The following is a 20,602-nucleotide window of genomic DNA, read 5'->3' as shown; positions in this document are numbered from 1 at the left end:
AGCGGAGGCGCGCTCGGGTGCGGCAACGTCTTGGGGCGTCCCGTGTTCTCGGGCGCGGTGGTGCTTGAGGTCGGGTGGTTCGGCCTGGTGGTCCTCGGGAGCGTTCGGCCTGGCGGTGCTGGGGCGCGGTGGTGGTCGGCCGGGACGGTGCTCGGAGCTGGTGGTGCTCGGGTCCGGCGGTTTGGCCGCGGTGGTGCTTGGCGTGGCGGTGCTCGGCCGCGGTGGTGCTTGGCTTGGCGGTGCTCGGCGGCGGTGGTGCTTGGCGTGGCGGTGCTCGGCCGCGGTGGTGCTTGGCTTGGCGGTGCTCGGCGGCGGTGGTGCTTGGTTTGGCGGTGCTGGGGCCGGGTGGTGCTCGCTGTGACGCTGCTTGGGCCGGGTGGTGCTCGGCCGCGACCGTGCTCGGGTCCGGCGGTGTTCGGCCGGGTGGTGTTCACTCGCGACGGTGCTCGAGCCGGGCGGTGCTTGGCGGCGTGGGGCTTGGCTTAGCGGTGTTCGGGGCCGGGTGGTGCTCGCCGTGACGCTGCTTGGGCCGGTGGTGCTCGGCCGCGGTGGTGATGGCCGTGGCGGTGCTCGGGCCGGGTGGTGTTCGCCGTGACGCTGATTGGGGCGGGCGGTGTTCACCACGGTGGTGCTTGGCCGGGACGCTGCTCGGGCCAGGTGGTGTTCGCCGCGATGGTGCTTGGCCGCGACCGGGGTCGGGTCCACCGTGTTCGGCCACCGTGTTGTTCAGTCGCGACGGTGCTCGCTCGGGCTGGTCGTGCTCAGTTGCGGCGGTGCCGAACCGGCCGTCAGGCCCTTGGGGCGCAGCCCAGGACGTGGGACTTCACGATGTCGGCGATCCGAGGGTCCCGCCTCCGGAACGCGGCCACCAGCTCCTCGTGCTCCTCCGCGTACGACTGCTGGACCGTCCCCAACCAGCGGATCGACAGGGCGGTGAACACCTCGATGCCCAGGCCCTCCCACGTGTGCAGCAGCACCGAGTTGCCGGCCGCCCGCACCAGCTCCCGGTGGAAACCCACCGTGTGCCGCACCTGGCCGGTGCCGTCGGAGTCCCGGTCCGCCTCGTACAGCGCGGCGACATGCGGCTCCAGGGCCGAGCAGTCCCGCGCCAGCCGCTCCGCCGCCAGCTCCGCCGCGATCGCCTCCAGACCGGCCCGGACCGGGTAGCTCTCCTCCAGGTCGGCCGCCGTAAGATTCCGCACCCGTACGCCCTTGTTCGGCGCGGACTCGATCAGCCGCAGCGACTCCAGCTCGCGCAGCGCCTCCCGCACCGGCGTCTGGCTGACCTCCAGCTCGGTGGCGATACGGCGCTCCACGATCCGCTCGCCCGGCTGCCAGCGCCCGCTGACGATCCCCTCCACGATGTGCTCGCGGATCTGTTCGCGCAGCGAGTGGACGACGGGCGCGGTCATGAGAGCTCCTTAAGGGCGTTTGACGTAAAGACAATAAGGCCGAGGGCCCGTCCGGGAGGGGCGCACGGGGGCGCTTTCATGCAGGTGAGACGAGGCTTACACGCTCCCAGCCGCACGGCTTCTGTCAAGTCACGGAACCCCACGACACCGAGAAGTGTCGCGTTCGGCGCACTGACACCCCGGTGATCAAACGCCGGTGCCCCCGACCGGAAACCGGACGGGGGCACCGTAGGAGCGAAGAGGCTTACAGACCGAGCTCGACCTCGAACTCGCCCGCCTCCAGGATCGCCTTGACCGCGGTCAGGTAACGGGCCGCGTCGGCGCCGTCCACCAGACGGTGGTCGTAGGAGAGGGTCAGGTAGGTCATGTCGCGGATGCCGATGACCGTGCCCTCCTCGGTCTCGATGACCGCCGGACGCTTGACCGTGGCACCGATGCCGAGGATCGCGACCTGGCCCGGCGGCACGATGATCGTGTCGAAGAGCGCACCGCGCGAACCGGTGTTGGAGATGGTGAAGGTCGCGCCGGACAGCTCGTCGGGCGTGATCTTGTTCGCGCGGACCTTGCCCGCGAGCTCCGCCGTGGCCTTGGCGATGCCGGCGAGGTTGAGGTCGCCCGCGTGCTTGATGACCGGGGTCATCAGGCCCTTCTCGGAGTCCACCGCGATACCGATGTTCTCGGTGTCGAAGTAGGTGATCGTGCCTTCGCCCTCGTTGATCTTGGCGTTGACCGGCGCGTGCGCCTTCAGCGCCTGGGCCGCGGCCTTGACGAAGAACGGCATCGGGGAGAGCTTGACGCCCTCACGCGACGCGAACGCGTCCTTGGCACGGGCGCGCAGCTTCATCAGCCGGGTGACGTCGACCTCGACGACCGAGGACAGCTGCGCCTGCTCGTGCAGCGCCTTGACCATGTTGTCGCCGATGACCTTGCGGATGCGCGGCATCTTGACGGTCTGGCCACGGAGGGGAGAGGCCTCCAGGGACGGCGCCTTCTTGGCGGCGGCCGGGGCGGCGGCAGCGGCCGGAGCCGGAGCGGCGGCGGCCTTCGCGGCCTCGGCGGCGGCGATGACGTCCTGCTTGCGGATACGGCCACCGACGCCGGTGCCCTTGACGGACGACAGGTCGACACCGTGCTCGGCGGCGAGCTTGCGCACCAGCGGGGTCACGTAGGCGCCGTCGTCACCGGAGGTCGCGGCGGGCGCCGGGGCCGGGGTGACCGGGGCGGGAGCCGGAGCCGGAGCGGCGGGCGCCGGGTCGGGCGCCGGAGCCGTCTGCTGCTGCGGCGCCGGAGCCGAGGGTGCCTGCGGGGCCGGAGCCGGGGCGGGCGCCTCAGGTGCGGGAGCCGGAGCCGGGGCCGGGGCGGGGGCCTCGGCAGCCGGGGCCGGGGCGGGAGCGGCGGGGGCCGGGGCAGCGGCCGGAGCCGCACCCGGGGCGCCGATGACGGCGAGCTTGGCGCCGACCTCGGCGGTCTCGTCCTCGCCGACCACGATCTCCAGCAGCACACCGGAGGTGGGCGCCGGGATCTCGGTGTCGACCTTGTCCGTGGAGACCTCGAGCAGCGGCTCGTCGGCCTCGACGGAGTCGCCGACCTCCTTCAGCCACCGGGTGACGGTGCCCTCGGTGACGGACTCGCCGAGCGCGGGCAGGACGACGTCCGTGCCCTCGGCGGAGCCGCCGCCGGAAGCGGACTCGGCGGTGGGAGCGGGCGCCGGGGCGGCCTGCTCGGTGGAGGGCGCGGCCTGGGCCGGCTCGGGGGCGGGCTCGGCCACCGGCTCGGCGGCCGGGGCCGGCTCGGCGGCGGGGGCGCCGGTGCCGTCGTCGATCACGGCCAGCTCGGCGCCGACCTCGACCGTCTCGTCCTCGGCGACCTTGATGGAGGCCAGGACACCGGCGGCGGGGGAGGGGATCTCGGTGTCGACCTTGTCGGTCGACACCTCGAGCAGCGGCTCGTCGGCCTCTACACGCTCACCCTCGGCCTTCAGCCAGCGGGTGACGGTGCCCTCGGTGACGCTCTCGCCGAGCGCCGGAAGGGTTACGGAAACCGCCATGGTTTCGGTTGCTCCTTACGAATTGCGGAAGTCTGTGTCGTCGCGGAGTCGCGTTCGTGGACCGAGGGATCAGTCGTGCGCGTGCAGCGGCTTGCCCGCGAGGGCCAGGTGCGCCTCGCCGAGCGCCTCGTTCTGCGTCGGGTGGGCGTGGATGAGCTGGGCGACCTCGGCCGGCAGCGCTTCCCAGTTGTAGATCAGCTGGGCCTCGCCGACCTGCTCGCCCATGCGGTCGCCGACCATGTGGACGCCGACCACGGCACCGTCCTTCACCTGGACGAGCTTGATCTCGCCCGCGGTGTTCAGGATCTTGCTCCTGCCGTTGCCCGCCAGGTTGTACTTCAGAGCGACGACCTTGTCCGCACCGTAGATCTCCTTGGCCTTGGCCTCGGTGATGCCCACGGAGGCGACCTCGGGGTGGCAGTACGTCACCCGCGGGACACCGTCGTAGTCGATCGGAACGGTCTTCAGACCGGCCAGACGCTCCGCCACCAGGATGCCCTCGGCGAAGCCGACGTGCGCGAGCTGGAGCGTGGGGACCAGGTCACCGACGGCGGAGATCGTCGGGACGTTGGTGCGCATGTACTCGTCGACCAGGACGTAGCCGCGGTCCATCGCGACGCCCTGCTCCTCGTAGCCGAGACCGGCGGAGACGGGCCCGCGGCCGACGGCCACCAGCAGCACCTCGGCCTCGAACTCCTTGCCGTCGGCGAGGGTGACCTTGACGCCGTCCTGGGTGTACTCGGCCTTCTGGAAGAAGGTGCCCAGGTTGAACTTGATGCCGCGCTTGCGGAACGCGCGCTCAAGAAGCTTGGAGGAGTTCTCGTCCTCGAGAGGAGCGAGGTGCTTGAGGCCCTCGATGATGGTGATGTCCGAGCCGAAGGACTTCCACGCGGAGGCGAACTCCACGCCGATGACACCGCCGCCCAGGATGATCGCGGACTTGGGCACGCGGTCCAGGACGAGGGCGTGGTCCGAGGAGATGATCCGGTTGCCGTCGATCTCCAGGCCCGGCAGCGACTTCGGCACGGAGCCGGTCGCGAGCAGCACGTGGCGGCCCTGGACGCGCTGACCGTTGACATCGACGGAGGTCGGCGACGACAGCCGGCCCTCACCCTCGATGTACGTCACCTTGCGGGAGGCGACGAGCCCCTGCAGGCCCTTGTACAGGCCGGCGACCACGCCGTCCTTGTACTTGTGCACCCCGGCGATGTCGATGCCCTCGAAGGTGGCCTTCACACCGAACTGCTCGCTCTCGCGGGCCTGGTCGGCGATCTCGCCCGCGTGCAGCAGGGCCTTGGTGGGGATGCATCCCCGGTGCAGGCAGGTACCGCCGACCTTGTCCTTCTCGATCAGGGCGACGTCAAGCCCCAGCTGCGCCCCGCGCAGGGCCGCGGCGTAACCGCCACTACCACCGCCGAGGATCACTAGGTCGAAAACGGTGCTGGCGTCGTTCGCCACGTCACGTCCTCCATGCATGTGCGCCGTACGCCGGTCTCCAGTGACCGGGCGGCGGCTGGTGTCCGGCCGCTCTTTCTTCGGCCCTGTGTGGGGGCCCTGTCCTGCCGAGCCCCATCTTCGCACTTGTCAGCACTGAACGAGACGCCGGGCCGGGGTGTGAGACACCACACGCTCACATGAGAAGAAGGGTTCATGTGAGACACGCAAGGGGCGCGGGGCTGTAGCCATATGCGGCTCCGCCGCGTGGGCGCGACCAGCCCCACGCCCCTATGGACGCCACACAACCGATGGCATCGAGCTCTTAGGCGACCATCACCCCAGGTCACCCGAGCCGACAAGCTCCGCCAGCCGCACCAACGTACGCACCGCGGACCCCGTCCCGCCCTTCGGCGTGTACCCGAACGGGCCACCGTCGTTGAACGCCGGCCCCGCGATGTCGAGATGCGCCCACGGGATGCCCTCGCCCACGAACTCCCGCAGGAAGAGTCCGGCGACCAGGCCACCGCCCAACCGCTCGCCCATGTTCGCGATGTCGGCGGTGGGGGAGTCCATCCCCTTGCGCAGGTGCTCCGGCAGCGGCATGGGCCACGCCGGCTCCCCGACCTCCTCCGCGGCCTCGTGCACCGCCGTACGGAAGGAGTCGTCGTTGGCCATGATCCCGAACGTCCGGCTGCCCAGCGCGAGCATCATCGCCCCGGTCAGCGTCGCCACGTCCACGATCGCGTCCGGCTTCTCCGCCGACGCCGCCCACAGGGCGTCCGCGAGCACCAGCCGGCCCTCGGCGTCGGTGTTGAGCACCTCCACCGTCTTGCCGCTGTACATGCGCAGCACGTCACCGGGGCGCGTCGCGGACCCCGACGGCATGTTCTCGGCGAGCGCCAGCCACCCGGTCACGTTGACCTCGAGGCCCAGCCGCGCGGCCGAGACCACGGCCGCGAACACCGCCGCCGCCCCGCTCATGTCGCACTTCATCGTCTCGTTGTGGCCCGCCGGCTTCAGCGAGATACCGCCCGAGTCGTAGGTGATCCCCTTGCCGACCAGCGCGAGGTGCTTCTTCGCCTTGGACGAGGTGTACGACAGCTTCACCAGTCGCGGCCCCGACGCCGAGCCCGCGCCGACGCCGAGGATGCCGCCGTAGCCGCCCTTCTCCAGGGCCTTCTCGTCGAGCACCTGCACCTTGAGGCCGTGCTCCTTGCCCGCGGCCTGCACGATCGCGGCGAAGGCAGCGGGGTCCAGGTCGTTCGGCGGCATGTTGATCAGGTCGCGCGCGCGGTTGAGCTCCTCGGAGACCGCGACGGCCCGGGCGAGCGCGGCCTTGTACGCGGCGTCGCGCGGCTTGCCGCCCAGCAGCACGGCCTCGGCCAGCGGCGCCTTGCCGTTCCTGGCCTTGGGGTCCTTCGCGTTCTCCTTGTAGGCGTCGAAGGAGTACGCCCCGAGCAGCACGCCCTCCGCGACCGCGCCGAGGTCGGCGGCGTCAGCGAGTGGCAGCGCGAACGCGGCCTTCTTCGCGCCGGTCAGCGTGCGGGCGGCGACACCGGCGGCCTTGCGCAGCGTCTCCGCGGCGAACGAGGAGTCCTTCTCGGGCTCGGCGCCCAGGCCGACCGCCACCACGAGAGGGGCCTTGAGGCCGGCGGGAGAGGGCAGCTTCGTCACCTCGCCCTCGGCGCCGGAGGCACCGAGGGTCTCCAGGACACCGGCGAGCCTGCCGTCGTAGGCCTTGTCCACGGATTCGGCGCCCGGCGCCACGACCGGGCCCTTCACGCCCTTGGCGACACCGATCACGATCGCGTCGGCCCGCAGGCCGGGCGCCGCGGAGGTGCTGAGAGTCAGAGCAGTCACGGTGGTGAATTCTCGCTTCCGATGTGAGGTTGTCTGGGTCGAGCGGGTGGGTCGACCGGGCCCGACGGCCGACCCTATTTCGTGTCCGAACACGGATCCCGATCGGGGCCTTCACCCCTGTCGGCGACCACCCGGGAAGAGCCTACGCTCGGGTCGGCCGCCGATCGTTCGCCGCACGCCCTGGAGCCCACCTCTTGATACGCCGCCTCCTGCTCGTGACCCTGCTCCTCCTGGCGACGGGATGCTCGACCGCCCCTCGCTCCACCCCTCACTCCGCCCCCGACTCCGGGTCAGGGGACTCCCGTTGGCGGCCCCGCCCCGGCATCGCCTGGCAGTGGCAGCTGACCGGCCGCGTCGACACCTCCGTGGACGTGCCGGTGTACGACATCGACGGCTTCGACCAGCCGAAGGCGGTGGTGTCGTCGCTCCACCGTGAAGGCCGCAAGGTCATCTGCTACCTCTCCACGGGCGCGTGGGAGGACTGGCGCCCCGACGCCGGAGACTTCCCCAAGTCGGTGATCGGGCGCGGCAACGGCTGGAAAGGGGAGCGCTGGCTCGACATCCGCGCCACGGACGTCCTGGAACCGCTGATGGCGGACCGCCTCGACATGTGCCGCGAGAAGGGCTTCGACGCGGTGGAGCCGGACAACATGGACGGCTACCGGAACCGCACGGGCTTCCCGCTGACGGCGGCGGACCAGCTCCGCTACAACCGCCTGCTCGCCGAACTGGCCCACGAGCGCGGCATGTCGGTCGGCCTGAAGAACGACCTCGACCAGATCCCGGCGCTGGTGGGGGACTTCGACTTCGCGGTCAACGAGCAGTGCGCGCAGTACGGCGAGTGCGGGGACATGGAGCCGTTCATCAAGGCCGGCAAGGCGGTCTTCCACGTCGAGTACGAACTCCCCACCAGCCGCTTCTGCGCCGAGTCCCGGCGGCTGAAGCTGAGTTCGATGCTGAAGAAGTACGAGCTCGGGTCGTGGCGGAAGGCCTGTTAGAACGTCATCGACAGGACCACCAGCGCCGTCGTGGCCGCCGTTTCCGCCAGCCCGCCGAACACGTCCCCGGTCACTCCGCCGAAGCGGCGCGTGCAGTGCCGCAGCACGAGCTCGGCCACGCCCACGGCGGCGGCCACCGCGAGAACCGCGCGGACGACGTCGTACAACCCGAAGAGCGCCCCCACCGCGGCCGCCCCCAGGGTCACCGCGGCGGCCGTGAGCACCGCCCCCCGCACCGGGACGACCCCGGCCACCGTGGCCCCCAGCCCCTCCGGCCGGGCCGGCGGGACTCCGGCGCGGGCCGCGAGTGTCAGGGCCAGGCGCGCGGCCGTCGCCGAGACCACCGCGGCTGTCGCACCCCGCGCCCAGGAGTCGCCGTACATCTGTGAGAGCGCGGCCACCTGGGCGAGGAGCACGAGGACGAGGGTGATCACCCCGAACGGGCCGATGTCCGACTGCTTCATGATCCGCAGGGCGTCCTCGGCGGGCTTGCCGCTGCCCAGGCCGTCGGCGGTGTCCGCGAGGCCGTCGAGGTGCAGGCCCCGGGTGAGGACGGCGGGTACGGCCACCGTGGCGACCGCGGCGAGCGGCGCGGAGACACCGAGCAACAGGAGCAGGAGCCCCACCGCGGCCGACCCGCAGCCCAGCACCAGCCCCACCAGGGGCGCGCACAGCATTCCGGCGCGCGCCGCCTCCCGGTCCCAGCGGGTCACCTTCACGGGGAGCACGCTGAGCGTGCCGAAGGCGAAGCGGAGGCCGTCGAGCGGGGGCAGGGTCATGGACACGTCGGCAGGGTAGCCCGGACGCCCCGGCCGCCGGGCGGCCCGCCCCCGCCGACCGGAGACTGGTTCCATGGGCCACTGGCTGCACCGCAACATCGTGGAACCCGGCAAGCTGCCGCTGCTCCTCGCCCTGACCGCGTTCGTGCTGACCTTCCTGATCACACGGGTCATCACCCGGCTCATCCGGGCGGGCAAGGGTCCCTTCGGCAACGTCAGCACCGGAGGGGTGCACATCCACCACGTGGTGCCCGGAGTCGTCCTCACCATCGTCGGCGGCTTCGGCGCGGTCACGAGCGGGCGGCACGGTTTCGTGGCGGGGCTGTGCGCGGTCGTCTTCGGGATGGGCGCGGGTCTGGTGCTGGACGAGTTCGCGCTGATCCTGCACCTCGACGACGTGTACTGGAGCGAGGAGGGCCGCAAGAGCGTCGAGGTCGTCGTCCTCACCGCGGCGCTGGTCGGTCTGATGCTCGCGGGATTCTCGCCGTTCGGTGTCAACGACGTGACGCAGGAGGAGGCCCAGGACCGGGGCGGCGTCATCACCAGTGTGGTGATCAACTTCCTCTTCGCGATGCTCGTCCTGTTCAAGGGCAAGACCCGGATGGCGATCTTCAGCGTGATCGTCCCGCTCGTCGGCCTGATCGGCGTCCTCCGCCTGGCCCGCCCCGGCTCACCCTGGGCCCGCCGCTTCTACCGCCGCCGCCCGCGCGCCCGTGCCCGGGCCGTCCTGCGCGCCTACCGCCGGGACAGACGCTGGTCGGGCCCCCGCCGAAAATTCCAGGACCTGATCGGCGGCAAACCGGACCCGACCCCGTCACTGGAACGCCGCTGACGCACCGCGAGGGCTGTGTGAAACGGCTGTCTGCCGGTCCCCTCACCGTCCTGACGGCGGCAGGTCCGTCCGGACCCGTTCCCTCGCCCGCCGCCGACGCTCCGCCGGGATCGCGCACAGCATCAGCATCGCCGCGATCGCCGCCATGTGTTCCTTGCCGGCGAGGTTCTCCTTCACCAGTACCTCGACCACCATCGCCGCGATCACGGCACCCGCGGTGACCCGCGCGCCGTAGCGCAGGCCGAGGAAGACGGCGAGGCCCACCACGGCCGCCGACGGCCCGGTGTCGACGACGTGGGCGTCCGAGGCGGGCAGGCCGAGTGGGCTGTCGGGGCCCAGCCAGATGCCCACGCGCGCGTACAGCGTCCCGGCGAGCGTGGCCGCGTAGGCCAGAGCGAGAGTCCGCCACCGGCCCAGACAGATCTCGGCGATCCCGAACACGAACAGGAGCTGCGCCAGCGCACCCCACACCGGCAGGTCCAGGGCCGGCACGAACAGGGAGAGCGGAGTGCGGAGCAGGGCGAGCCAGAGGGGATCCGCGGCGCGTACCGCACCGACGTCCTGGACGAAGCCGTAGCCCCACGACTGGTTGTGCACGAAGTGCAGGGCCGCCGTCAGACACACGGCCGCCAGGGCCAGGGGGACCGCCCGCCACCCCCGCCGGAGCAACGGCCCGCGCACGGTGACGTACAGCGGCCCCCACTCCGCGCGGGCCCAGCGGGCGACCCTCTTCATCCCATGGTCCTCATCTGTGCGTACTGAGGTGCTCCCGGCGCCGTAGCCACCCCGGCAGTCCCGGCACCTCGAGGAACCCCTCCGCGCGCGCCGAGGCGATGCCGATGCGCGGCAGGTCCGCGCTCTTCTCGAAGAGCAGGAACCGCGGCTCCCAGATGGGCCGGTACTTGGCGTTGGCCCGGTACAGGGACTCGATCTGCCACCAGCGGGAGAAGAAGCTGAGCAGCGACCGCCACAGCCGCAGCACCGGCCCGGCGCCAAGACGTGCACCACGTTCGAAGACCGAACGGAACATCGCGAAGTTGAGCGAGACCTGGGTGATCCGGATCTCCTGGGCCCGGTTCAGCAGTTCGATGACCATGAACTCCATGAGGCCGTTCTCCGCGTCGCGGTCCCGGCGCATGAGGTCGAGGGACAGCCCGTGCGGCCCCCACGGCACGAAGGAGAGCACCGCCTTCAGCTCACCCTCGGCATCGCTGCACTCCAGCGCCACGCACCGGCCGTCCTCGGGGTCCCCGAGCCGCCCCAGCGCCATGCTGAACCCGCGCTCGGTGGCCCCGTCCCGCCAGTCGTCGGCCCGCCGTACGAGAGCCGCCATCTCCTCGGCGGGAATGTCCTCGTGGCGCCGGATCCGTACCGTGTACCCGGCCCGTTTGACCCGGTTGTAGGCCTGCCGGACGGTCCGCATCGCCCGCCCCTCCAGCGTGAACTCGGCGACCTCGACGATCGCCTCGTCACCCAGCTCCAGCGCGTTCAGTCCGTGCCGGGCGTACACGGTCCCCGCGTCCTCGCCTGCCCCCATCACCGCCGGCAGCCACCCGTGCTCTCGTGCCTCGGCGAGCCACGGCTCGATCGCCCCCGGCCAGGCCTCCGGGTCGCCGATCGGATCGCCGGAGGCCAGCGAGACCCCGCTGACGACCCGGTAGGTCACGGCCGCCTTCCCGGTCGGCGACCAGACGACGCTCTTCTCCCTGCGCAGCGCGAAGTACCCGAGCGAGTCCCGCTCCCCGTGGCGCTCCAGCAGTTGCCGCAGCCGCCGCTCGTCGTCCTCGGTGAGCGGGTCGACCGCCCGCCGGGAGCGGAAGGCGGCGTAGAGGACGGCGAGGACGAGGACCGTGCTGAGCACGTTGATGGCGACGTTGACCCAGTTCGGCGTCAGGATCCCGTCGAAGCGGGAGTCGTCGGCGGCGACGGAGACCAGCCGCAGCGTTCCGTACCACCACCGTTCCCCGAAGGACGAGGACCTGGACGCCTTGTTGGTGGCGGTCACCAGCAGCGCGGCCAGCAGCGAGGACACGAGCAGCCCGCCCACGGCCACGGCGGCGGCGAGCCGCGGATTGGACCGGTCGCCCTTGGCGTAGAACTCCCGCCGGCCGGCGAGCAGGGCGGCGACGAACGCGGCCGTGAGACCGAGTGAGATCCAGTTCTGCGCGTACCGCCGGATCTCCGGGAACGCCATCGCGAGGACGAACAGCGCGAGGAACGCCCCCGACAGCACCAGGTTCAGGATCCACGCCGCCCGCTTGCGCCGCCGCATGGTGATCGCGAGGAAGGCCGTGAACACCCCGGAGGCGAAGCCCGCCGTCAGCAGATACGGCGTGAAGAAGTCCTCCTGGTTGTGCCGTCGCACGTCCTGCCCCAGCGAGACCCACACCGCGCTGAGGAAGTTGACGAACGCGACGACCCGCAGGTACCAGACGGCGAACCCGGCGGCCCGTCGTGAGGCACCGGTGGACCGGCGGACATTCCGAACGGGTGCAACCCGGACATCTCCCATGAAGGGCGATCATGCCCCTTGCACGGGCGATTCCGTCGCAAGGGCACTCACCTGTCCGCGGCTGCTCCTTCGCGGCTACTCCTCCTCGGACACCTTCTCCGGTTCCGCCTGCTCCGGCTCCTCCTCGGAAACCGCGGGCTTCTCCGGGAGCTCGGCGGCCAGCGCCGCCGCGGCCTGCACCAGCGGCAGCGCCAGCAGTCCGCCCGCGCCCTCTCCGACCGTCACGCCATGGTCGAGCAGCGGTTCCAGAGCCATCCGGTCCAGCGCCTTCGTCTGCCCCGGCTCACCGCTGTTCTGCCCGGCCAGCCACCAGTCCGGCGCCCGGAACGCGATCCGCTGGCCCACCAGGGCACAGGCGGCCACGACCACCCCGTCCAGCACGACGGGCAGCTTGCGCACCGCGCTCTGGAGCAGGAACCCGGTGATCGCCGCGAGGTCGGCCCCGCCCACCGTCGCCAGCAACTGCAACTGGTCCCCGAGCACCGGCCGCGCCCGCCGCAGCGCGTCCCGGATCGCCCCGCACTTGCGCATCCACGCCAGATCGTCGATCCCGGTCCCGCCCCGCCCGGTCACCACCGACGCGTCGGTCCCGCACAGCGCGGCGACCAGCACCCCGGCCGCCGTGGTCCCGCCCACGCTCACATCGCCGAGCACCACGAGATCGGTCCCGGAGTCGGCCTCCTCGTCGGCCACCGCGATCCCGGCCCGGAAGGCGGCCTCCGCCTCCTCGAGGGTCAACGCGTCCTCGACATCGATACGACCGCTCCCGCGCCGCACCCGATGCCGTACGACCGCCTCCGGTAGCTCGGCCGGATCGCAGTCCAGCGCCATGTCGACGATCCGCACCGGCACGCCGAAGCGCCTCGCGAGGACCGACACCGGACGGCCGCCCTCCAGGACCTCCCGCACCAGCTCCGACGCGCTGCCCGCGGCCCGCCCCGAGACACCCAGTTCGGCGATCCCGTGGTCGCCTGCGAACAGCACGACCCGCGGCCGTTCGACCGGCCGTACCGGTACGGCCGACTGCGCCGCGGCCAGCCACTCACCCAGGTCGTCGAGGCGGCCCAGCGCCCCGGGCGGCACGATCTGACGCTCCCGGCGCGCCTCGGCGTCGCGACGCATCCCGCCGTCGGGGCGCTCGATCAGATCGGTGAAGTCGTCGAGATTAAGCGAGCTCATTCGCTGAACAGTACCGGCCCTGATCGAACACGGGGGCGCCACGTGGCCATGGCGTCATTGCACCCGGGATCGGGATCCCATACGTTCCGCTTTGTACGAATTGCCGTGCGCCCCCGGGAGGCTCCATGCCCGCTCCGACCGCCCCTTCCGTACGGCGTCTTCGCTCCACCGCCCGCGCGATACTGCCGTTCCCCGAACCCGAGAGCTGGCTGGACGTGGACACCGGGGACGCGGACTTCCCGGAGGCGGCGCGAACGTACTTCCCCTACACGGCCTTCGACGGCCTGGACCCCACCCCCCGCGTCCTGCACGCCCAGGCGGTCGAGCGCCTGGAGGAGGGCTACCTGGGCCGTCTGACGGACCCGCCGATCACCGCCCACCTGCGGGCCCGCTACGACGTGGTGAGCCTGCTGAACCCGCACGCGGACCCCGGGGAACTCGCGGCGGCCCTCGCCGTGCTGCGCCCCGGCGGCCACCTCCTGGTGGAATCCCGGCACGACCCCCGCGCCGAACTGGAGGCCCGGGGCTGCGTCATCGTCGCCACGGCCCGCAGGTCCGCGCACATCCCGGGCCGCGTGACGACCCGCCTGCCGCCGAGGGCGACCGGACCGACGGCCTTTGCCGCGAGAGCGCTGGACCACGCCCTGGCCCTCCTCCTCGCCGGCACCCGCTTCGCCAGGACCTACCGGGTCATCGCCCGCAAGGAGCCGTCAGCCCCGTAGGACCATCGCCTGCCCCGCCACCACCAGCAGCACCTGCTCGCACTCACCCGCGAACGCCGCGTTCAGCCGCCCCAGTTCGTCCCGGTAGCGGCGGCCCGACGCGGTGGCCGGCACGATCCCCGACCCCACCTCGTTCGACACGGCCACCACCGTCCGCCGCGTGTCCCGCACCGCCTCCGTCAACTCCTGTACCCGCGCCCGCAGTTCCCGCTCCCCGCCGCCGGCCCACTCCGCGTCGTCCCACGCCCCCACGGCGTCCATCGCGTCCGTCAGCCACAGCGACAGACAGTCGATCAGCAGCGGCGCCCCGTCGTCCTTCAGCAGTGGCACCAGGTCGCAGGTCTCCGCCGTACGCCACGACCCCGGCCGCCGCTCCCGATGGGCGAAGACCCGGGAAGCCCACTCGGTGTCCCCGTTCCGCGAGCCGCCGGTCGCCACGTACAGCACGTCGGGGAACGCCTCCAGCCGCCGCTCCGCCTCCACCGACTTCCCGGACCGCGCCCCGCCCAGCACCAGCGTCCGCCGCGGCACGTCGGGGACGTCCTCGTAGACCCCGACGACCAGAGTCGTCCCGTCGGGCACGACCCGCACCCCGGCGGCGGCCAGCCTCCGCCGCACCTCCGTGCCGGGCGGCACGTCGTGATCGACATGCACGGCGACCACGTCGGTCGTGGGCCCCACGGCTCCCACGGCGCGCAGCCGGGCGAGCGCGTCCGGCCGCCGTACGACATCGGCGAGCACCATGTCGTACGACTCCACGGGGCCCCTCTCCAGCCCGGCGGGCGCACCCCCGGGGGGCAGATACAGCACCCGCTGCCCCGCGGGCCCGGTGACGGCGTACCCGGTCCCCGGCGCGTCCAGCGCCACGGCCCGTACCCGATGTCCCGTCAGCAACGCCAACTCCCGCCCGTCCGGCACCCGCCCCGGCTGCGGGAGCCCGGCGGGCACCTCGACGGGGGGCCCGTCATGGGGGTGCGACAGCAGCACCTGCCGTACGCCGGCCAGTGAGTGCCCGGCCCGGGCGGCGGCGAAGGCGGCACCGGGGGTGAGATCGAGGAGCAGCGTCTCGTCGACGAGCACGGAGGTGGCGGCCCGGGCGTCCTCACCGAGCGCGACGGCACAGGCGGCACAGGAGCAGGCGGGGCGGGGGAGGCCGGCGGGAGCGCCGGTGCCGAGCAATGTCAGTTCCACGGGACGATTCTCGCCGGTGCCCGGTGATCCAGCGCGCGCAGCGGCGCATTCAAGGGGCGCGGGGCCGTGTCGATACGCGGCCGCGTCGCAGGGGGTGCGCCCCCACCGGCCCGCAGCCGACGACGCACCGCTTAGGGTGCTCTTCGTAACGGATCAAACACGGGAGGCTCACATGGCGACATGGACCTGGCGATTCGAGAAGGCCGACGGCGCGGAGACCCAGCCCGCCGTAGAGCCGGAGGAGTTCACCACCCAGGGCGACGCCGAGTCCTGGCTCGGCGAGTACTGGAAGCCCCTGCTCGCCGGCGGCGCGGAACAGGTGCGGCTGTTCGAGGACGCCACGGAGATCTACGGCCCGATGAGCCTGAAGGCGGCAGAGGAAGCGTGACCGGGCTGGGCGAGGGACGCAGCGGCACCACCCTCGCCCGGCACCGCGCTACTGCTCACCCAGCGTCACCGAACGCTCAGCCCCGCACCCCGCACAGGTGCAGCAGTGCGGCGACCCCGCGGTAGGGGTCCGTGCGCCCGGCCCGCTCCTCGCAGGCCAGTAGCGTCTCCACGTCGGCAGGTGCCTCGGTGTCGTCCGCTGCCGTGTCGGTGAAGACCCGCACGCCGTACCAGGCCTGGAGCGGCGCCCCGATGCCGGCGAGGGTGGCGGTCAGCGTCCTCAGCCGGTCGGCCCGCACATCGAGCCCCAGCCGGTTGCGGTAGGCGGTGGTGTCGAAGGCGCCCAGGGCGCCGGCCCAGTCCCCGGCCAGCCCCGGCCGCATCGCCAGCGCGTCGGCGTTGCGCACGAGCAGCGACAGCAGCCCGCCCGGTGCCAGCATCCGCGCCAGCCCGGCGAGCAGCGGGTCCGGCTCCTCGACGTACATGAGCACGCCGTGGCACAGCACCACGTCGAAGCTGCCCGGCAGGAAGTGCACCCCGGTGTCCCGGCCGTCGCCCTCGATGATCCGCATCCGCTCCCGGATGCCCTCGGGCTCGGCGGACAGGGCCTCCCGGGCCGCCGCGACCATGGTGGAGTCCCGCTCCAGGCCGGTCACCTGATGCCCGGCCCGGGCCAGCCGCAGCGACTGCGTGCCCTGGCCCATCCCCACGTCGAGCACCCGCAGCCGCTGTCCGACCGGGTACCGCCCCACTATCTGCTCATCGAGCTGCCGGGCCACCAGCTCCTGTCGTACGACATTTCGCAGCCCACCCAGCTTGTCCAGCCAGGCATCGGCCGCGCCCCCGGAGAAAGATGTCGTACTCAGGGCCGCTCTCCGCGCTTGACCTGCGGCTTCGGCAGCCGGAGGCGACGCATCTGGAGGGAGCGCATCAGGGCGTAGGCGACCGCGCCCTTGCGGTTGTGGTCCGGGAAGCGCTCGGCGAGCCGCTTCTTCAGACGGAAAGCGGTGAGGACCGAGTCCAGCAGGATGAGCACGATCACGACGAGCCACAGCAGCAGCGCGATGCTCTGCAGTGCGCCCACCCGCACCACGCTCAGCACCAGGATGACCACGGCCATCGGCAGGAAGAACTCCGCCACGTTGAACCGCGCGTCGATGGTGTCGCGGGCGAACTTGCGCACCGGGCCCTTGTCCCGCGCGGGCAGATACCGCTCGTCACCGCCGGCCAGCGCCTGGCGCTGCCTCTCCAGCGCGCTGCGGCGCTCCTCACGCTGGCGCTTGGCGGCGTCCTTGCGGGTGAGCGACGTGTTGGCGACGCTGCGGCGCTGGGACTGGGCCTCACTGCGCTTGGGCGTGGGCCGGCCCTTGGGGGCCTGCGGGTCGCGGGGCTGCTTGGAGTCGGTCAGCTGCGCCTTGTCGGCGACGGCGGCCTTCTCTTCCTTGGTGGCACGGCTACGGAACACAAAACCCAAGGGTAAGGGGTGTCCGGGGTTGGACCCCAGCCCGGTGGGGAACGATCCGGCAACACCGGTCGTCATGCAGGGGGACAGAGGGGATGTCCGGTGCCGGGTTGCTCACCCTGAAGGTCACCTACTCCTTACGCCGGAGCAGGGGATCGGTCAGTCGTCCTTGGGGATGAGCGCATCCGTCCCGGAACAGTGCGTCAATGGATGCAGGGCCCGTACTGTGGGTCTTGTCGCAGAGCTGAGCTGGAAGTCCGTCAGAAGGGGGCGCGCGAAGCCCATGAGCGGTGTCATGAAGCGTATGGGGATGATCTTCCGCGCGAAGGCGAACAAGGCCCTTGACCGGGCCGAGGACCCGCGCGAAACCCTCGATTACTCGTACCAGAAACAGCTGGAGCTGCTGCAGAAGGTGCGCCGGGGCGTGGCCGACGTGGCCACCTCCCGCAAGCGCCTGGAACTCCAGCTGAACCAGCTGCAGTCGCAGTCGGGCAAGCTGGAGGACCAGGGCCGCAAGGCGCTCGCGCTCGGCCGTGAGGACCTCGCCCGTGAGGCGCTGTCCCGCCGTGCCGCGCTCCAGCAGCAGGTGACCGACCTGGAGACCCAGCACTCGACGCTCCAGGGCGAGGAGGAGAAGCTCACCCTTGCGGCCCAGCGCCTCCAGGCCAAGGTGGACGCCTTCCGCACCAAGAAGGAGACCATCAAGGCGACGTACACCGCGGCCCAGGCCCAGACCCGTATCGGCGAGGCGTTCTCCGGCATCTCCGAGGAGATGGGCGACGTCGGCCTGGCGATTCAGCGGGCCGAGGACAAGACGGCACAGCTCCAGGCCCGGGCGGGTGCCATCGACGAACTCCTCGCCTCGGGTGTCCTCGACGACCAGTCCGGCATGCACAAGGACGACATCCAGGCCGAGCTGGACCGGCTCTCCGGTGGTACGGATGTAGAGCTGGAACTGCAGCGCATGAAGGCGGAGCTGGCGGGAGGCTCGTCGTCGCAGCAGGCCATCGAGGGCGGCACCGGCCAGTCGCAGTCCCAGCAGCCGCAGGACACTCCACGCTTCGACAAGCAGTAGGTCCCACGCCGAGGAGGGCGACATGATCGTACGGATCATGGGGGAGGGGCAGGTGAGGCTGGCCGAGAGCCACCTCGCCGACCTGAACAAGCTGGACGACGAGCTGTTGGCCGAGATGGAGAACGGCGACGGCCCGGGCTTCCGCCGCACTCTCCAAGCCCTCCTCACCAGGGTCCGGGACCTGGGCGACCCGCTCCCCGACGACTCCCTGGAACCCTCGGATCTGATCCTCCCGTCCCCGGACGCGACCCTGGAGGAAGTCCGGGACCTGCTCAGCGACGACGGCCTGATCCCGGGCTGAGACCACCCCGCCGAACACCGGCCCGTACGACCGACTCCGCCCCGTTGATACGGGCCGGGCCCCTTCAGCCGCCGCACTTCACACGTCGATGTGCCCCAGCCACCGAGCCACCGACGTCCGCTCGCACCTTCGCCCCTGCCCGCGCCACTGGCGCTACCGGCGTCAAGGACGCCCCGGCCGTGCCCAGGCACCCCCGCTTGAGCCCGGCGTCTGGTGACCGGCGCTCCGAGGACGGTCACCGCACGCCGCGCCCGCGGTGCCGAAAAGGCACTGGTGGCCTCCGTGCCGCCCCCGGCACGTCCGCTCGTGCCTTCGCCCCTGCCCGCACCACTGGCTCTACCGGCGTCAAGGGCGCGCCCGCCGTGCCGCAGGCACCCCACGCCTCAGCCCGGCGTCTGCTGACCAGCACACCGCGCGCCCGCGGAGCCGGAAACGCACTGCTAGCCCCCGTTCCGCCCCCGGCAGGGTCCCCGTACTGTTCAGGAGTGAGCCGCACCGTCGATCGCGCCCGGCACCATCTCAAGGCGCACCCCCTGGCCCTGGACGCCGTCCTGGCGGCGGGCGTCCTCGCCTGCATGGTGGCCGGTTCCTTCGTCGAGCCCCATGACAAGGACGCCGTCAGCTGGAGCATCCACACCCCCGAGCCGCTCAGCCTCGTCCTCATGGCCCTCGGTGCCCTCGCCCTGGTCTTCCGCCGCCGCGCCCCCCTCACCGTCCTCGCCCTCACCGGCAGCGCCTCCATCATCGAGTGCGTCACCGGCGACCCCCGCGCCCCCGTCGCCATGGCCGCCGTCATCGCCCTGTTCACGGTCGCCTCCACCACCGACCGTCCCACCACCCTGCGGGCCGGCCTGCTCACCATGACCGTGCTCACCGGCGCCGCGATGCTCGCCGGACCCCTGCCCTGGTACGCCCAGGAGAACCTCGGCATCTTCGCCTGGACCGGCATCGGAGCCACCGCCGGAGACGCCGTCCGCAGCCGCCGCGCCTTCGTCCAGGCCATCAGGGAGCGCGCCGAGAAGGCCGAGCGCACCCGTGAGGAAGAGGCCCGCCGAAGGGTCGCCGAGGAACGCCTGCGCATCGCCCGCGACCTGCACGACGTCGTCGCCCACCACATCGCCCTGGTCAACGTCCAGGCCGGAGTCGCCGCGCACATCATGGACAAGCGTCCCGACCAGGCCAAGGAAGCCCTCGCCCACGTCCGCGAGGCCAGCCGCTCCGCCCTCAACGAACTCCGCGCCACCGTCGGCCTGCTGAGGCAGTCCGGCGACCCCGAGGCCCCCACCGAACCCGCCCCCGGCCTCGCCCGCCTCGACGAACTGGTCGGCACCTTCCGCAGCGCGGGCCTCCACGTCGAGGTCGCCCGCGCCGACCACGGCACCACCCTCCCCGCCGCCGTCGACCTGGCCGCCTACCGGGTCATCCAGGAAGCCCTCACCAACGTCCAGAAGCACGCCGGCACACAGGCCAAGGCCGAGGTCAGCGTCGTACGCGTCGGACCCAACGTGGAGATCACCGTCCTCGACAACGGCGCCGGCGAGGACGACGATCCCGACAACGGCGGCGGCCACGGCCTGCTCGGCATGCGCGAGCGCGTCACCGCCCTGCGCGGCACCCTCACCACCGGTCCCCGCTACGGAGGCGGCTTCCGCGTCCATGCGATCCTGCCGGTCAGGACCCGCGCCGCGGCGAGGGACGAACCAGGGGAGCCCGTATGACGATCCGTGTCCTGCTCGCCGACGACCAGGCACTGCTGCGCAGCGCCTTCCGTGTGCTCGTCGACTCGGAGCCGGACATGGAGGTGGTCGGCGAAGCGTCCGACGGCGCCGAGGCGGTCCGGCTGACCCGGCAGGAGCGCGCCGACGTCGTCCTCATGGACATCCGGATGCCCGGCACGGACGGTCTCGCCGCCACCCGCATGATCAGCGAGGATCCCTCCCTCGCCCACGTCCGCGTGGTCATCCTGACCACCTTCGAGGTCGACGACTACGTCGTGCAGTCCCTGCGCGCGGGTGCCTCCGGCTTCCTCGGCAAGGGCAGTGAACCCGAGGAACTCCTCAGCGCCATCCGGGTCGCCGCCGGCGGCGAGGCCCTGCTGTCCCCGGCCGCCACCAAGGGCCTGATCGCCCGCTTCCTCGCCCAGGGCGACGCGGACGACGACGATCCGGTGCGCTCCGAACGCCTCGCCGCCCTCACCGTCCGCGAGCGCGAGGTCCTCGTCCAGGTCGCCGGCGGCCACTCCAACGACGAGATCGCCGAGCGCCTCGAGGTCAGCCCGCTCACCGTCAAGACCCACGTCAACCGGGCCATGGCCAAACTGGGCGCCCGGGACCGGGCCCAGCTCGTGGTGATCGCCTACGAGTCGGGGCTGGTACGGCCGAGGGTGGAATGACCCAGGTCCACTCACC

At 72.0% G+C, this 20,602-nt stretch carries 19 protein-coding genes; 8 read left to right on the top strand and 11 right to left on the bottom strand.

The features are described from left to right. Positions 1–788: 788 nt before the first annotated feature. From ACGFWE_RS10370 to ACGFWE_RS10355, 4 genes are all read right to left on the bottom strand, one after another. Positions 789–1,412, bottom strand: coding sequence for a GntR family transcriptional regulator (locus ACGFWE_RS10370; RefSeq protein WP_352383048.1), 624 nt, complete (start codon positions 1,410–1,412; stop codon positions 789–791). A gap of 244 nt (positions 1,413–1,656) precedes the next feature. Continuing rightward, on the bottom strand, positions 1,657–3,459 hold the full coding sequence (gene sucB / locus ACGFWE_RS10365; RefSeq protein ID WP_393599258.1) for a 2-oxoglutarate dehydrogenase, E2 component, dihydrolipoamide succinyltransferase: 1,803 nt from the start codon (positions 3,457–3,459) through the stop codon (positions 1,657–1,659). A 69-nt stretch (positions 3,460–3,528) separates the two neighbouring features. Next, the gene (gene lpdA, locus ACGFWE_RS10360; RefSeq protein WP_352383044.1) at positions 3,529–4,917 is read right to left on the bottom strand and encodes a dihydrolipoyl dehydrogenase; all 1,389 of its coding nucleotides are present in this window, start codon (positions 4,915–4,917) and stop codon (positions 3,529–3,531) included. A 312-nt stretch (positions 4,918–5,229) separates the two neighbouring features. Beyond that, positions 5,230–6,756 (bottom strand): leucyl aminopeptidase, encoded by a 1,527-nt coding sequence (locus ACGFWE_RS10355; RefSeq protein ID WP_393599256.1) that lies wholly within the window; start codon positions 6,754–6,756, stop codon positions 5,230–5,232. A 194-nt stretch (positions 6,757–6,950) separates the two neighbouring features. Here ACGFWE_RS10355 and ACGFWE_RS10350 point away from each other — a divergent pair, with 194 nt between their 5' ends. After that, positions 6,951–7,754: an endo alpha-1,4 polygalactosaminidase gene (locus ACGFWE_RS10350; protein WP_393599254.1), complete on the top strand. Its 804-nt coding sequence runs from the start codon at positions 6,951–6,953 to the stop codon at positions 7,752–7,754. On the opposite strand, the gene ACGFWE_RS10345 is transcribed toward ACGFWE_RS10350, so the two are convergent. Continuing rightward, a complete protein-coding gene (locus tag ACGFWE_RS10345; RefSeq protein ID WP_352384312.1) occupies positions 7,751–8,533 on the bottom strand; it encodes an adenosylcobinamide-GDP ribazoletransferase in 783 nt (260 codons plus the stop codon). The genes ACGFWE_RS10350 and ACGFWE_RS10345 overlap by 4 nt on opposite strands. Positions 8,534–8,606: 73 nt before the next feature. Between ACGFWE_RS10345 and ACGFWE_RS10340 the strand changes: the two genes are divergently transcribed. Continuing rightward, positions 8,607–9,365, top strand: a complete 759-nt coding sequence (locus ACGFWE_RS10340) for a hypothetical protein (RefSeq protein WP_352383041.1) — start codon at positions 8,607–8,609, stop codon at positions 9,363–9,365. Between the two features lie 42 nt (positions 9,366–9,407). Here ACGFWE_RS10340 and ACGFWE_RS10335 read toward each other — a convergent pair whose 3' ends face one another. The 3 genes from ACGFWE_RS10335 to cobT all read right to left on the bottom strand — a co-directional run bounded on the left by ACGFWE_RS10335 (position 9,408) and on the right by cobT (position 13,056). Continuing rightward, positions 9,408–10,100, bottom strand: coding sequence for a hypothetical protein (locus ACGFWE_RS10335; protein WP_352383039.1), 693 nt, complete (start codon positions 10,098–10,100; stop codon positions 9,408–9,410). Positions 10,101–10,110: 10 nt separating this feature from the next. After that, complete coding sequence (locus ACGFWE_RS10330; protein ID WP_393599251.1) at positions 10,111–11,877, bottom strand: phosphatidylglycerol lysyltransferase domain-containing protein; 1,767 nt, start codon at positions 11,875–11,877, stop codon at positions 10,111–10,113. Between the two features lie 75 nt (positions 11,878–11,952). Beyond that, positions 11,953–13,056 carry a nicotinate-nucleotide--dimethylbenzimidazole phosphoribosyltransferase gene (gene cobT, locus ACGFWE_RS10325; protein ID WP_352383035.1) on the bottom strand — a complete coding sequence of 368 codons (1,104 nt, stop codon included), beginning with the start codon at positions 13,054–13,056 and terminating at the stop codon, positions 11,953–11,955. 125 nt (positions 13,057–13,181) lie between these two features. Between cobT and ACGFWE_RS10320 the strand changes: the two genes are divergently transcribed. Then, a complete protein-coding gene (locus tag ACGFWE_RS10320; protein ID WP_352383033.1) occupies positions 13,182–13,778 on the top strand; it encodes a MarR family transcriptional regulator in 597 nt (198 codons plus the stop codon). Here ACGFWE_RS10320 and ACGFWE_RS10315 read toward each other — a convergent pair. Beyond that, positions 13,767–14,969: a bifunctional adenosylcobinamide kinase/adenosylcobinamide-phosphate guanylyltransferase gene (locus tag ACGFWE_RS10315; protein WP_393599248.1), complete on the bottom strand. Its 1,203-nt coding sequence runs from the start codon at positions 14,967–14,969 to the stop codon at positions 13,767–13,769. The two genes, ACGFWE_RS10320 and ACGFWE_RS10315, sit on opposite strands and share 12 nt — an antisense overlap. A 172-nt stretch (positions 14,970–15,141) precedes the next feature. On the opposite strand from ACGFWE_RS10315, the gene ACGFWE_RS10310 reads away from it, so the two are divergent. Next, on the top strand, positions 15,142–15,357 hold the full coding sequence (locus tag ACGFWE_RS10310; RefSeq protein ID WP_020115856.1) for a hypothetical protein: 216 nt from the start codon (positions 15,142–15,144) through the stop codon (positions 15,355–15,357). A 76-nt stretch (positions 15,358–15,433) separates the two neighbouring features. Here the strand turns inward: ACGFWE_RS10310 and ACGFWE_RS10305 are convergent, their stop codons facing one another. Together ACGFWE_RS10305 and ACGFWE_RS10300 are read right to left on the bottom strand one after the other, a co-directional pair. Then, positions 15,434–16,135 carry a methyltransferase domain-containing protein gene (locus ACGFWE_RS10305; RefSeq protein ID WP_393599246.1) on the bottom strand — a complete coding sequence of 234 codons (702 nt, stop codon included), beginning with the start codon at positions 16,133–16,135 and terminating at the stop codon, positions 15,434–15,436. 83 nt (positions 16,136–16,218) lie between these two features. Continuing rightward, positions 16,219–16,896 (bottom strand): DUF3043 domain-containing protein, encoded by a 678-nt coding sequence (locus ACGFWE_RS10300; protein WP_352383027.1) that lies wholly within the window; start codon positions 16,894–16,896, stop codon positions 16,219–16,221. Positions 16,897–17,101: 205 nt separating this feature from the next. Between ACGFWE_RS10300 and ACGFWE_RS10295 the strand changes: the two genes are divergently transcribed. The 4 genes from ACGFWE_RS10295 (at position 17,102) to ACGFWE_RS10280 (ending at position 20,586) form a co-directional block, all read left to right on the top strand. Further along, positions 17,102–17,893, top strand: coding sequence for a PspA/IM30 family protein (locus ACGFWE_RS10295; RefSeq protein ID WP_352383026.1), 792 nt, complete (start codon positions 17,102–17,104; stop codon positions 17,891–17,893). Between the two features lie 22 nt (positions 17,894–17,915). Beyond that, positions 17,916–18,194 carry a hypothetical protein gene (locus ACGFWE_RS10290; RefSeq protein WP_053848718.1) on the top strand — a complete coding sequence of 93 codons (279 nt, stop codon included), beginning with the start codon at positions 17,916–17,918 and terminating at the stop codon, positions 18,192–18,194. A 485-nt stretch (positions 18,195–18,679) separates the two neighbouring features. Beyond that, on the top strand, positions 18,680–19,912 hold the full coding sequence (locus ACGFWE_RS10285) for a histidine kinase (RefSeq protein ID WP_393599243.1): 1,233 nt from the start codon (positions 18,680–18,682) through the stop codon (positions 19,910–19,912). Then, positions 19,909–20,586 carry a response regulator transcription factor gene (locus tag ACGFWE_RS10280; protein WP_352383020.1) on the top strand — a complete coding sequence of 226 codons (678 nt, stop codon included), beginning with the start codon at positions 19,909–19,911 and terminating at the stop codon, positions 20,584–20,586. The genes ACGFWE_RS10285 and ACGFWE_RS10280 overlap by 4 nt, the downstream gene beginning before the upstream one ends. Positions 20,587–20,602 lie beyond the last annotated feature (16 nt).

This window comes from Streptomyces sp. NPDC048523, from assembly GCF_043199815.1.
Lineage (GTDB): Bacteria > Actinomycetota > Actinomycetes > Streptomycetales > Streptomycetaceae > Streptomyces.
Note: the sequence above shows the minus strand (reverse complement) of the source record. Positions and strands in the feature narration are given on the sequence as shown.